Origin of the sequence: Mesorhizobium sp. M4A.F.Ca.ET.020.02.1.1, assembly GCF_004022645.1 — a bacterium.
Classification (GTDB): domain Bacteria; phylum Pseudomonadota; class Alphaproteobacteria; order Rhizobiales; family Rhizobiaceae; genus Mesorhizobium.
This window is the reverse complement of the sequence record NZ_RZOI01000095.1, coordinates 1-12,739: the sequence shown is the minus strand read 5'-3', so window position 1 is coordinate 12,739 and position 12,739 is coordinate 1. Positions and strand designations below refer to the sequence as shown.

Annotated in this window: 13 protein-coding genes and 1 pseudogene; 6 read left to right on the top strand and 8 right to left on the bottom strand. The window is 64.9% G+C overall.

The features are described from left to right. The 3 genes from EN742_RS09335 to EN742_RS09325 all read right to left on the bottom strand — a co-directional run. Nucleotides 1–461 (bottom strand): DUF6101 family protein (locus EN742_RS09335; protein ID WP_128332712.1); only part of this gene is annotated, 461 nt, incomplete at its 3' end. 184 nt (nt 462–645) lie between these two features. Next, nucleotides 646–2,088 (bottom strand): FAD-binding oxidoreductase, encoded by a 1,443-nt coding sequence (locus EN742_RS09330; RefSeq protein WP_126055961.1) that lies wholly within the window; start codon nt 2,086–2,088, stop codon nt 646–648. A 20-nt stretch (nt 2,089–2,108) separates the two neighbouring features. Continuing rightward, nucleotides 2,109–3,074 carry an L-threonylcarbamoyladenylate synthase gene (locus EN742_RS09325; protein WP_189363103.1) on the bottom strand — a complete coding sequence of 322 codons (966 nt, stop codon included), beginning with the start codon at nt 3,072–3,074 and terminating at the stop codon, nt 2,109–2,111. Nucleotides 3,075–3,238: 164 nt separating this feature from the next. Here EN742_RS09325 and EN742_RS09320 point away from each other — a divergent pair, with 164 nt between their 5' ends. Next, entirely contained in the window at nt 3,239–3,733 is a 495-nt protein-coding gene (locus EN742_RS09320) for a hypothetical protein (RefSeq protein WP_245455552.1), read from the top strand. A 134-nt stretch (nt 3,734–3,867) separates the two neighbouring features. Next, a complete protein-coding gene (locus tag EN742_RS09315; RefSeq protein ID WP_126055962.1) occupies nt 3,868–4,257 on the top strand; it encodes a hypothetical protein in 390 nt (129 codons plus the stop codon). A 91-nt stretch (nt 4,258–4,348) separates the two neighbouring features. On the opposite strand, the gene EN742_RS09310 is transcribed toward EN742_RS09315, so the two are convergent. Both EN742_RS09310 and glyS read right to left on the bottom strand, forming a co-directional pair. Continuing rightward, a complete protein-coding gene (locus EN742_RS09310) occupies nt 4,349–4,645 on the bottom strand; it encodes an ATPase (RefSeq protein WP_127422094.1) in 297 nt (98 codons plus the stop codon). Between the two features lie 166 nt (nt 4,646–4,811). Beyond that, nucleotides 4,812–6,965, bottom strand: coding sequence for a glycine--tRNA ligase subunit beta (gene glyS / locus EN742_RS09305; RefSeq protein WP_127406282.1), 2,154 nt, complete (start codon nt 6,963–6,965; stop codon nt 4,812–4,814). Between the two features lie 222 nt (nt 6,966–7,187). Between glyS and EN742_RS09300 the strand changes: the two genes are divergently transcribed. Continuing rightward, a complete protein-coding gene (locus tag EN742_RS09300) occupies nt 7,188–7,370 on the top strand; it encodes a hypothetical protein (protein ID WP_126055965.1) in 183 nt (60 codons plus the stop codon). A gap of 139 nt (nt 7,371–7,509) precedes the next feature. On the opposite strand, the gene EN742_RS09290 is transcribed toward EN742_RS09300, so the two are convergent. Then, a complete protein-coding gene (locus tag EN742_RS09290; protein WP_127406285.1) occupies nt 7,510–8,454 on the bottom strand; it encodes a glycine--tRNA ligase subunit alpha in 945 nt (314 codons plus the stop codon). Nucleotides 8,455–8,603: 149 nt separating this feature from the next. Between EN742_RS09290 and EN742_RS09285 the strand changes: the two genes are divergently transcribed. Beyond that, on the top strand, nt 8,604–9,065 hold the full coding sequence (locus tag EN742_RS09285; protein WP_127406283.1) for a GNAT family N-acetyltransferase: 462 nt from the start codon (nt 8,604–8,606) through the stop codon (nt 9,063–9,065). 51 nt (nt 9,066–9,116) lie between these two features. Here EN742_RS09285 and EN742_RS09280 read toward each other — a convergent pair whose 3' ends face one another. Together EN742_RS09280 and EN742_RS09275 are read right to left on the bottom strand one after the other, a co-directional pair. After that, on the bottom strand, nt 9,117–10,889 hold the full coding sequence (locus EN742_RS09280) for a tetratricopeptide repeat protein (RefSeq protein ID WP_128332711.1): 1,773 nt from the start codon (nt 10,887–10,889) through the stop codon (nt 9,117–9,119). Nucleotides 10,890–11,191: 302 nt separating this feature from the next. Then, nucleotides 11,192–12,208: a polyprenyl synthetase family protein gene (locus EN742_RS09275; RefSeq protein ID WP_128332710.1), complete on the bottom strand. Its 1,017-nt coding sequence runs from the start codon at nt 12,206–12,208 to the stop codon at nt 11,192–11,194. Nucleotides 12,209–12,369: 161 nt separating this feature from the next. Between EN742_RS09275 and EN742_RS09270 the strand changes: the two genes are divergently transcribed. Continuing rightward, entirely contained in the window at nt 12,370–12,594 is a 225-nt protein-coding gene (locus EN742_RS09270; RefSeq protein ID WP_126055969.1) for a DUF2007 domain-containing protein, read from the top strand. Continuing rightward, a pseudogene (locus EN742_RS39245) lies at nt 12,594–12,739 on the top strand (methyltransferase); the annotation flags it as partial. The gene EN742_RS09270 and the pseudogene EN742_RS39245, both read left to right, overlap by 1 nt.

Sequence of the window (12,739 nt, the reverse complement as noted above, 5' to 3'; positions counted from 1 at the left end):
CCCTTGCGGCGCTCCTGGGGCGGCAGCGCCTTGATGGCGGCGCCGAGCGATTCCTCCAGCGTGCGAGCAACGCCGTCGGCCTCGATCAGAAGCATCGGCAGGCGATAGGCATCGGCCCAGGCGCGCCAGTCGGCGGCGACGTCGTCGAGGTCGTCGGCGACGAGCAGTGGCACCGAAAGCATCGGATCATTGTGCAGCAGCTCGAGCGTCACGGTGACGTTGCCGTCGGGGTCTTCCATGGCGCGGGCGGCAACGCCGCGAAACGCCTTGGCAGGCAGTGCGATGATCGCCGGCACGCCGCTCATCTCCAGCATGCGGCGAATGACGGCACCACGCTGGTCGATGGTGAAGGTAACGTCGCCATAGTCGTCGCGTGTCGCATAGCTCACCATCTGCGGCAGGCGGAATGGGTCGAGACGCATGTTGCGCCCTGCCCAGACTGGCTTCAGTCCAGTGTTCATCGAGTGCCTTCCTGTGTCTCCTGAGGGCCGTTTACCGGTTCTCTCCGGGCCAGTTCTTTCCGGCCTCGCTTATGCGGAAACATTAGCGCTGGCTCCTTACCGCCGCGCTTAAGAAAGTCGGTTAAATTTTGCTGATCTCGGGGATGGTTATCGGAATGCAACCACCCACAACATGTTGGAAGGATCAGATAACCTTACCGGGATTCATGATGCCGGCGGGGTCGAAGGCCGCCTTCACCCGGCGCATCAGTTCGATCGCCATCGGCGGCGCCGTGGCGATCAGTTCGTCGCGCTTCAGCTGGCCGATGCCGTGCTCAGCCGAGATCGAGCCATGGAAGGAGCGCACGACCTCGTGCACGGCCTGGTTCATGGGATGGTAGAGGTCGAGAAACGCCGCGTCCTGCCAATCCACGGGGCGGGAGATGTTGTAGTGGAGGTTGCCGTCGCCCATATGGCCGAAGCAGACCACGCGGGCGCCGGGACAAACGCTCTCCACCACGCCGGCAGCCTTGTCGATGAAGTCGGGGATCGCGGCGATCGGCACCGAGATATCGTGCTTGATCGAGGCGCCCTCCGGCTTCTGGCACTCTGGCAGCACCTCGCGGAAATTCCAGAAGGCGTCGCCCTGGCCAAGGCTCGCCGCGATCGCCGCGTCGCCGACAAAGCCCTGTTCGAGCCCGGCCGACAGTATTTCCTCGATCAGCGCCCTGCCGTCCTCCTCGGAGCGGCCGGAGGAGACCTGCATAAGCGCATACCAAGGCCAGTCGTCGGCCAGCGGCCGGGTGACGCCTTGCGCATGCTTCAGCGTGTAGTCATACGGCCGCTTGCCGATCAGCTCGAAGGCAGTGAGCGAAGCGCCCGCCCGGCCCATCGCCAGGCTGAACAGGGAAAGTGCATCGCGAGGCGACGACAGGCCGGCAAAGGCGACCTCCCTGCCCTTCGGCTTCGGAAACAGCTTGAGCACGGCGGCGGTAATGACGCCGAGCGTGCCTTCGGCGCCGACGAAGAGGTTCTTCAGGTCGTAGCCGGTATTGTCCTTCTTCAGCTTGCGCAGATCGTCGAACACCTCGCCGGTCGGCAGCACGACTTCGACGCCGAGGCAGAGCTCGCGCGCATTGCCATAGGCAAGCACGCCGGTGCCGCCGGCGTTGGAGGAGAGGTTGCCGCCGATCTGGCAGGAGCCTTGCGCGGCAAGCGACAGCGGAAACAGCCGGCCGGCAGCGTCGGCCGCTTCCTGCAAGGTCTGCAGGATGACGCCGGCCTCGACGGTGACGGTGTTGGAGAGCACGTCGATCTCGCGGATGCGGTTCAGCCTGGACAGCGACAATATGATGTCATGGCCGGACTTGTCGGGCACCTGGGCGCCGACCAGTCCGGTGTTGCCGCTCTGCGGCACGACGGGCGTTTTGGTCTCGGTCGCAAGCCGCATGATGCGGCTCACCTCCTCGACGCTGCCCGGCCTCAGCACCAGCGACGTCCGGCCGTGCCAGAGGCCGCGCCGTTCGGTGATGTAGGGTGCGATCTCGGCCTGGTCACGCAAGGCGTATTTCTCGCCAACGATGGCCGCGAAACGGTCGACAAGGCTGGGGTCGAGCTCGAAGGGCTGGTCGTCGGACTGATCATTCATGGGGCCAGAACCTATGGCGCTCAGGCGATCTTGTCACGGGGTGCTGCGGCGCGCGACAGCCGGTCGTTGATCGCCTCGCCCAGACCCTCGAAAGGGATCGGCTCGACGGCGATGGTCGCGGCGCCGCTGCGGTCGAGCTCCTGCATGTATGCGAAGAGGTTCGCCGCCGCCTCGCGCAGGTCGCCGGTCTCGGAGAGGTTGCGCAGCGCGGCCGCACCTTGCCAGCCTTCGGCGCGACTGCCGCCGAAGGCGAGCAGCGCCTCGCCGCTGGCGATCTGACGGGCGTTGAGGCGCATCGCGGCGCCCGGCGCGTAGTGCGAGGCGAGCATGCCGGGCGCCTCGATGCCGGCAGCTACGCCGCGCAGCAGCGGCTTGCCGGCGACGGCCTCGATCTCGGCCGCAGCGATGCCACCCGGCCGCAGCAGCCGCACCCTCTCGCCCTCGACCTTGACGATGGTCGATTCCAGGCCGACCGGCGTCGCCCCGCCATCGACCACCAACCTGATCCTGTCGCCTAAATCGGCAGCCACGGCGCCGGCGGTGGTGGCGCTGATCCTGCCGGAAGAATTGGCGCTGGGCGCGGCGAGCGGATGACCGAGCCTGGCGATCAGCTCGCCGCCGAACCCCTTGGGCATGCGCAACGCAATGGTGTCCAGCCCTGCCGTGACCAGCGGATGAATGCCATTTCCGGGGCGCTGCGGCAGCACCAGCGTCAGCGGACCCGGCCAGAAGGCCGCGGCCAGCTTTCTCGACAGCGGGTCGAAGAGCGCGATGCGCTCGGCCATGGCGAGATCGGCGACGTGGGCGATCAGCGGGTTGAAGCGCGGGCGGCCCTTGGCCTCGAAAATGCGGGCAACGCCGATGCCGCTGGTGGCGTCGCCGGCCAGCCCGTAGACAGTCTCGGTCGGAATGGCGACGACGTCGCCGCCCTCGAGCAGCGCCAGCGCCCGCTCCATCGCCTCGCCGGCGGCAACTATCTCAGCCAATTGTCGTCACCTCTTTGGATGCGAGGCTGCGTAATACGGCGGCGTTCGGCGGGCAAGTGCGGGCGTTGGCGAATTATCAATCCCTAAAATGCTATGTTTCCGCGCAAGCAGGCATCAATCCCGTGGGAATATGGTGCCGGTTTGTTGGGCCAGGGGAAACTATCATGGTGTCGATGCGTGTCCTTGCAGCGCTTGGCGTCGGCCTGTCGGCAATTACCGGCGGCGCCCAGGCTTCGTCCATTGTCGTGTTGGGCGCGTCGACCACGACGCCCTCCATCATCCGGCTCGCGCCCGAACCGATGAAGCTCGGCTCGACGCCGTCGGTCGTGGCGCTTGGCGAGCCCGCACTCGATGTCACCGACGAGAAGGTCGCGGCGATCCCCGATAAGTCCACGCACCATGGTTCCATGCAGAGCCCGATGATCATTCGCGGCGGCGTCGTCGGCGGCGCTTTTGCAACGCCTGCCGCAGCACCGGCCAAGGCCACAACCGCCACGGCGCCGGCGACCGAGACAACGCCCACCGCCGACGGCAAGCCGGCCGGCGAGGCGACCGCGTCAAACGGCGCCGCCGAACCGAAGCCTCAGCCCGAGGCGCAGCAGCCACAACCGGCAGCCGCGCAGCCGGCACCGATATCCCCCGTCGGAAAAGCCATGTAGGCTTTTCAGTGGAGGCTGATCCGTCATCCGGCGCATATGCCCGGATGGCAGTATTCCTTCTGATTCCATCCTGCTGCCCGAAATGTCAGACGGCATCGGTGGAAGAAGACTGGGTTTTCAAAAGGGGGTTCATCATGAACGAGACGAGACGATTTGCCGTCGCCGCATTGCTGCTGGCGTCGGTGCTGGGCACGAGCACGGCGCGGGCCGACGATATGCTCGGCTCCTATGTCGCGCGCATTTCCGAGCGGGACCATCACGCCAGCGACGGCTATCCGCTGGACAGCGCCGCGCAGATGGTGCGGCAGGACCGCGCCAACTGGCACAAATTCCACCGGCGCGACCGCGACGACGAGGGTGACGCCTGGTTCCGCAGCAATGATGACCGCGCCGACCTGGAGCGGATGTTGAGGCGCGGCGGCGCCATGAGCGGCGCGACACGGCGCGCCATCGTCAATGGCGAGGCGCTGATCCAGGTCGATGTCTATTCGAACAGCGTCTACGTCAGCATCCTCGAGGACTGACGGCAAAAAGGGCGGCGCGTTGGCGCCGCCCTTCCTCTAGCTCAGCGGGCTATTCGGTCGTGGAGGACGGAGAGGCCGCCTCCAAAATGGCTCAGGCGGCTTCTTCCTTGTCCTCGTCGGACTCGTCTTCGTCGTCGGCCTTCACGCCGTCTTCCTCGTCCTCATCCTCGTCCTCGCCGTCTTCATCCTCGTCACCACCCAACAGGGTCGCTTCGTCGTCGGCATCCTCGCCGTCCTCGTCGTCACCTTCCTCGTCATCGTCAGACTGATCGGCGGCTTCGACCGCGGCAGCTGCGGCATGGTCGAGCCTGTCGTCGGAAGCGGATTCGATCGCCTCGACAGCAGCCGCGGTTTCTTCAGTGACTTCGATGTCGTGATCGGAATTCATGGCAAGCCTCCGTGGTTGGGGGAACGTCATCGTTGTCCCACGCGGAGGTCATCGTCATATGACTGTAAGCCGGCTCCCGCGTACTAAATTTTGGCGCGCCTGAGAGCGGGGCGCACGGCCCGCGCCCCGATGGGCGCAGGCAATTCCAGGCCCGCGTTTGCGGCCGTCAGCCGGCGATCTTGGAGAAATCCGCGACCTGATCGGTGGCGGCGCGGATGCGGGCAAGCAGCGCCAGACGATTGGCGCGCACGGCCTGGTCCTCATCATTGACGAGAACCTGTTCAAAGAATGAATCAACCGGTTCACGCAACACGCTAAGCGCCAGCATGGCGGCGGAAAAATCTTCGTTCTGAATCGCTTGGCCGGCTTCCTTCTCGGCCTGATTCACCGCGGCATAGAGCTTCTTTTCCGCTTCTTCGCGCAGAAGAGCCGGCTCAACAGTCTCGGCGATGAAGGTTTTCTTCTTCTCTTCCGCCGCCAGGATGTTGGCGGCGCGCTTGGTGCCGGCGAGCAGGTTCTTGCCACCGTCGGTGTCGAGCAATGAGCCCAGCGCCTCGACGCGGCGCACGATCTGCAGCAGGTCGTCGGACTGTTGCGTGATGACGGCATCGATGAGGTCGTGCCGTGCGCCCTGGTCGCGCAGATAGACCTTCAGGCGGTCGTGGAAGAAGGCGAGGAGGTCGGACTGCGGGCTCGCGCCGCCTGCAAAGTTTGCAAAGGCTTTGGCGAAGATCGATGTCAGCGCCAAACGAACGCGGTTCTCGATCAGGATCCTGACCACGCCGAGCGCAGCGCGGCGCAGGGCAAACGGATCCTTGCTGCCAGTTGGTTTCTCATCGATGGCCCAGAAACCGGTGAGCGTGTCGAGCTTGTCGGCGAGCGCGATGGCAACCGAGACCGGATCGGTCGGCACGCGATCGGACGGGCCTTGCGGCTTGTAGTGCTCTTCAGCGGCCGCGGCCACGGATGCATGCTCACCCTCCAGCAGCGCATATTTGCGGCCCATGGCGCCCTGCAATTCCGGGAACTCGCCGACTACTTCGGTCTGCAGGTCTGCCTTGGCAAGCACCGCGGCGCGGTGCGCCAGCGCCGGGTCGGCGCCGACGATCGGCGCCAGTTCCTCGGCCAACCGCTTGATCCGCTCGACGCGTGCTCCTTGCGTGCCAAGCTTCGCGTGGAAGGTCACGTCGAGATGGTCGAGGCGGGCGATGCGCTGGTCGAGCGGCTTCTTCAGATCGAGCCCGAGCTTTTCGGCCGACGCCTGGAGTTCGCCGAGATCGGGCAAATCGCCCTGGTCGGTCTTCCAGAAATAGAGCGCGTCGGACAGGCGGGCTCGCACCACCTTGCCGTTGCCGTGCGCGATCTCCTTGCCGCCATCGCTGGCCTCGATGTTGGCGACAAGGATGAAGCGGTTGGACAGGTCCTCGCCCGCCCCTTGCGGCCGGGTGACGAAGCACTTCTGGTTGGCGCGGATGGTCAGCCGGATGACCTCGGGCGGAATGGCGAGGAAGTCCTGTTCGAATTCGCCCATCAGCACGACAGGCCATTCGACGAGGCCGGAGACTTCTTCCAGCAATCCGTCGTCCTCGACCAGGTCGAGACCGTTAGCAAAGGCAAGGTTGCGGGCGTCGGCCAGGATGATCTCCTTGCGCCGCTCGGCGTCGAGCACGACCTTGGCGGCTTCCAGCTTCGAAACATAGTCGTCGAAGCGACGCACGGTGAATTCGCCCGGAGCGTGGAAGCGATGGCCATAGGTGACGTTGCCGGAACGAATGCCGTCAATCTCGAAATCGACCACGACGGGCTCCTCGGTCTCGGGGCCGAAGGTGCAGACGATCGATTGCAGCGGCCGCACCCAGCGCAGCGAACCGGGCCTGGCCGAGGCCGGCCCCCAGCGCATCGATTTCGGCCACGGGAAGTTGCGGATCATGCCTGGCACCAGCTCGGCGATGATCTCTTCCGCCGCCCTGCCCGGCTTGGAGATATGGGCGACATAGAAGTCGCCCTTCTTCGGGTCGGAATGGACATGCGCTTCGGCGATCGAGGCGAGGCCCGCCTTGCGCAGGAAGCCCTGGACCGCCTGTTCGGGCGCCGAGGTGGCGGGGCCCTTGATCTCCTCGCGAATGTCCTTGGAGCGCGCCGTCAGGCCGCGAATGTCGAGCGCCAGGCGCCGCGGCGTCCAGTACTCGCGCGCTGCCTCATAGGTGAGGCCGGCCTCGACCAGGCCGTCGGACAGCATCTTCCTGAGGTCGCCGGCGGCCTTGCGCTGCATGCGCGCGGGAATTTCTTCGGAGCGAAGTTCCAGAAGCAGGTCGGGCATAGGGATCAACTCATGCGGGGCGAACGGTCCGGGCGGGGCATAGCAACTCGGCTCGCCGCTGTCACCCCTGCCCGCCGGCCGCCGGGGTGGCCGATTTCAGGAAATTATCAGGTCTTTGTCGGGACCAAGCGGGCGCACCCGTCCTAAGAACAGAAATCCCATGAACCGAACGCGGCGCTGAAGCGACCAACGCTCAGGCAGAGACCTATTGGCTGAACGACCATGAAGACCGTATCGAGAACCCTGCAAATCCTCGCACTGAGCGCCTGTTTCGCCGCCCAGATGCATGGCACGTTCACGATGCCGGGCGTGCGGCAGGCGTTGCGGACGATCGACAGCGCAAGCAGCCAGAGCTCGTTGCCGATCACAGCTTCACTCAAAATTGGCCAAAGCGCCTTGAACTAAGGTGCGTTGAGATTAAGGTCACGCCGAGCCGAAAACGGTGGTTTTCGAGACCCGGAGCGGAGCGTACTTGACGTACGTGAGTAGCGGAAGCGCAGAAAACCGGCGTTTGCAGGCCGGCATCACCTGAATATCGACACACTTAGGCCGCCAGGCCGCCCGCCTCGGTCTGCAGGAAGGCCTCGCCGCAGGCCTTGGCCAGGTTGCGCACCTTGAGGATGTAGCTCTGCCGCTCGGTGACCGAGATGACGCCGCGCGCGTCGAGCAGGTTGAAGACGTGGCTGGCCTTGATGCACTGGTCGTAGGCGGGCAGGACCATGCGGTGCCTTGCGCCCACGTCATTCGATCCGGGCGTGCCGGCCGCGAGCAGCGCCTTGCATTCGGCCTCGGCGTCCTCGAAATGCCTGAGCAGCATCGCGGTGTTGGCGAACTCGAAATTGTGGCGCGAATATTCATGCTCGGCCTGCAGGAAGACGTCGCCATAGGTGACCTTGTCGGCGCCCTCGCGGCCGTTGAAGTTGAGGTCATAGACATTGTCGACGCCCTGCACATACATGGCGAGCCGCTCCAGACCGTAGGTGAGCTCGCCCGCGACCGGTGCGCATTCGATGCCGCAGACCTGCTGAAAATAGGTGAACTGCGACACTTCCATACCGTCGCACCAGCACTCCCAGCCGAGCCCCCAGGCGCCCAGCGTCGGGCTTTCCCAATCGTCCTCGACGAAACGGATGTCGTGCAGCAGCGGATCGACGCCGATGGCTTCAAGCGAGCCAAGATAGAGCTCCTGCAGGTTGGGCGGGTTCGGCTTCAGGATCACCTGATACTGGTAATAATGCTGCAGCCGGTTGGGGTTCTCGCCATAGCGCCCGTCCTTCGGGCGGCGCGATGGCTGCACATAGGCGGCGTTCCAGCGCCTCGGACCCAGCGCGCGCAAGGTGGTTGCCGGGTGGAAGGTGCCGGCGCCAACCTCCATATCGTAGGGCTGCAGGATGACGCAGCCATAGTTCGCCCAGTAATTGTGCAAGGTCAGGATCAGCCCCTGGAAGGAGCGGCTGGGATGCATGTGGGCGGGAATGTCGACGGTCACGGCGGCCTCGATGGAGCGGCTGGATGGGGACCACGCTCTAGAGGCACGGCTGGCAAGCGTCAAGGCAAGCCGACGGCTGGCCCATTGCCGGCACGACGAGCCTGCGGTCTGTTCCATGTCTCCGCCATCAGCAACAGCAGGCCCCAGCCATGCCAGATTCCATCAGCATCCGACCCATCACGCGAGAGGATTTCGAGCAATGGCTGCCGCTATGGGACGGCTACAACGCCTTTTACGGCCGATCGGGCGAGACGGCGCTTGCCGGCGACATCACGGCCATGACCTGGTCGCGCTTCTTCGACGCCTACGAGCCGGTGCATGCGCTGGTGGCCGAAAGCGAGGGACGCCTCCTCGGTCTCGTCCACTATCTCTATCACCGCAGCACGACGGCGATCGCGGCGAACTGCTATCTGCAGGATCTGTTCACCACCGAGGCCGCGCGCGACAAGGGCGTCGACCGGGCACTCATCAACGCCGTCTACGAACGCGCCAAGGCGGCCGGATCGGGCCGGGTGTACTGGCAGACGCATGAGACCAACCACACGGCCATGCAACTCTACGACAAGGTGGCGGAGCGGTCGGGGTTCGTCGTGTATCGCAAGCTTCTCTGAAAGCGAAGCGGGGCTACGAAGAGCCCCGCTCAAAGCATCCTTCGGTGCCGCTCACCCCTTCGGCGCCGGCGTGGCCGGCTTGACCTTCGGGGTTTCCTGCGCCGTGTTGGATTCGATCGCCGGCAGGCCCTTGAGCAGCTTCTGCTGCAAGGTGGCAAGCACGTCGGGATCCGGCTTCAGGTCGCGGGCCTGGTTCCACTGGTAGGTGGCTTCCAGCTTGCGGCCGACGCGCCAGTAGGCGTCGCCGAGATGGTCGTTCAGCACCGGGTCCTCCGGCTTCAGCGACACGGCGCGCTCCATTTCGCGGACCGCGTCCTCGAACCTGCCCATGCGGAAATAGGCCCAGCCCAGCGAATCGACGATGTAGCCGTCGCTCGGCCTTAGATCGACGGCCTTCTGGATCATCGCCAGGCCTTCCTTGAGGTTCATGTTCATGTCGACCCAGGAATAGCCGAGATAGTTCAGAACCTGCGGCTGGTCGGGGAACAGTTCCAGCGCCCTGCGGAAGTTCGGCTCCGCCTTCGGCCATTCCTTCAGCCGCTCATAGGCGATGCCGCGCTGATAGAAGATGTTCCAGTTGGCATTGGTCGGCGTCTTCAGCACCTCAACGGCCTTGTCGTAGAGATTGGCCGCCGAGCGGAAGTCCTCCTTGGAGGAGTAGACCCCGCCCAGCGCCAGATAGGCGCGCATGTCCTGCGGATGCTTGTCGACGAACGCCTTCAGATGAGCGATCGCCTCGTCATGGCGATCGAGATCGGCGAGGTTGAGGCCGAGCTGCAGGTCGGAAAGCTCCTTCAGCGGCGAGGAACCGGGAATGCGGCGATAGAGAGCGATTGCGCCCTCGCCGTCCTTCAGTTGCTCGGCGACGGCGGCGAGTTGCACCAGAGCGGCATCGCTGTTGGGCTTCAGCGCCAGCGCATATTGCAGATAGAGGCGTACGAACGGCTCGCCGCCGCCGCGATTGAGCGCGGTGGCGAGATCGAGCAGGATCTCGGACGCGCCGTCGGACGGGCCGGCGATGAAGGGCTCGACCTTGTCGCCCTTGTTGATCTCTTCGCGGAGCGTGGTGATTTCCAGCTTGCCTGGCGCGAACGCCTCGGCCTGGTCGAGCACCGAAAGCGCCTTGGCCTTGTCGCCCTTGCGAGCGAGGAACGAGGCATAGGCCTGCGCATTGCGCATCCATGTCTCCGGGGCGGCACCGCCGGCGGCGGTGTCCTGGAGCGTCGCGGCGTAGATTTGATCGGCCTTCTCCGACATGCCCGCGGCATCGGCGATCAGCGCGCGGTGGAAAGACTTGAACAGGCCGAACCAGTCGGGGCCCTGCAGCTTGTCGATGGCGGCCATGGCATCAGCGGGCTCGCCGGCGCCTTCCTTGGCCCAGCCACTCATGACGCCGGACAGTAGCCGGTCGAGATCGGATTCGAGCGACAGTTTCAACCAGTACTCAGCCTTGGAGAAGTCCTTCTTGTGGAAGGAATCGACCGCCAGCGCCAGGCGCGAGAAACGCTCGACGTCGGGCACTTCCTTGAGCTTGTCGGCGTAGACGAGCGATTCCTCGAAGCGGCCCTGCGCGATCAGCGACAGCATCAGGCTCTGCTGCAGCGCGGTGTCGCCGGGTGCAAAGGCGAGCGCCTGCTTGTAATAGGCGATGGCGCTGTCGAGGTCGTTGTCGCCTTCGGCGATCCGGGCGGCGAGGTAGGCCCCCGAGAAGGACGTGATCTTGACCGGCTCGGCGGTTTCCTTGGCGTAGGCCGGCAGAGCCGAGATCGCCATGCCCGTCACAATTGCCAGCCCTGCGAGCCAGCGCGCACGTCCTTGCCGCATTGTATCCCTTTCAGCCAGACGCAATCCCCAAGTCGATGGGACCGCCACAGACTCGGTCTTTTCCCGACAAAGCATGGCCTTTTTGGGGTCAGGCTTCAATCCGGGCCGAATTCACAATCGGGTCACCCGATTAACGAACCATGACGACGAAGCATCATAGCAGATCGCGCGACCAACCAACACTCTGACGTCACATAGCTGCTTGCGGCAATGTTGGTGTACAGGTCAGCCCATGCGTAGCCGTGCCAAGCCTGCCTGTGCCGATCGTCCGGGCCAGCAAGTCGGCGGCCGCAGACCCCACCTCAGTTCACTCTGGCGATGCAGAAATCGATGACATCGATCAGCGCCGATTTCTGCGGCGTCGCCTCCAGCGGCGCCAGCGCATCGCGGGCGATCTCGCCGAAATGGCGGGCGCGGCCGATCGTGTCGGCAATCGCTCCATGGCGGGTCATCAGGCCGATCGCCTTTTCGAGGCCCGCATCGTCGGTAACATTGTCCTCGATGGCGCGCTTCCAGAAGGTGCGTTCGGCCTTGGTGCCGCGCCGGTAGGCGAGGATCACCGGCAGCGTCACCTTGCCCTCGCGGAAATCGTCGCCGACATTCTTGCCCAGATCCTTGCTGGAGCCGCCATAGTCGAGCGCATCGTCGATGAGCTGGAAGGCAAGGCCGAGATTCATGCCGTAGGAGCGCAGCGCCGCGCGGTCGTTGCGGGTTGCCAGGGCGATGACCGGGCCGACCTCGGCGGCGGCCGAGAACAGCGCCGCGGTCTTGGCCTTGATGACGGCGAAATGCTCGTCCTCGGTGGTCTCCAGGTTCTTGGCGGCGGCAAGCTGCATCACTTCGCCCTCGGCGATGATGGAAGCAGCGCTGGAGAGGATGTCGAGGGCCTCCAGCGAGCCGACATCGACCATCATGCGGAAGGCCTGGCCGAGCAGGAAATCGCCGACCAGCACGCTCGCCTGGTTGCCCCAGATTATGCGCGCCGTCTTCTTGCCGCGGCGCATTCCGCTCTCGTCGACGACGTCGTCGTGGAGCAGCGTCGCGGTGTGCATGAACTCGACAGAGGTGGCGAGCTTGACGTGGCCTTCGCCGGAATAGCCGAACATCTGGGCCGCGGCGAGCGTCAGCATCGGCCGCAATCTCTTGCCACCGGACGAAATCAGGTGGTTGGCGACCTCGGGGATCATCTCGACGTCGGAACCGGCCTTGGACAGGATCAATTCGTTGACGCGCCCCATGTCGGCGGCCGTGAGATCGATCAGATCCTCGATGGAGGCGGGTTCCCGCTTCCCGTTTTCGATGTTGAGAACGACACCCACCACAGACACTCCCGTCTATTCCAAGCGCACGCGGCACCCTACTCCCGAACCGACTCTAGGGCGGCATCACGGGGCACGGCAAGAGGCGAATTGGCGCGGTTGCGGCCGGCGGCGGCAACGCCCACGTTTACAGGAACGGCGCAACCTGCGATTTTTGTTCCATGATAGAGCTCATCCGCACCAACGATGCCGTGATCATCTCCTTCGTCGAATCGCTGATGCGCGACGCCGGCATCGCCTGCTTCGTCGCCGACCAGAACATGAGCGTGCTGGACGGCTCGATCGGCATCCTGCCCCGGCGTGTCATGGTCGACGCCGACCAGGCGGATGCGGCGCGCCGCATCCTGACCGATGCCGGCATCGCCAACGAGATCCGCCGCAAATAATGGTAGCGTCAACCGCCCTTGCCCCGGACACCCCGGCCCACACGGTCGATGCGTTCCATCGCGGGCGCTTCTGGCTGGTTCAGCCGCGAAGCGGTCATCGTGCCGGCATGGACGCCATGATGCTGGCGGCAGCCGTGCCCTCCTC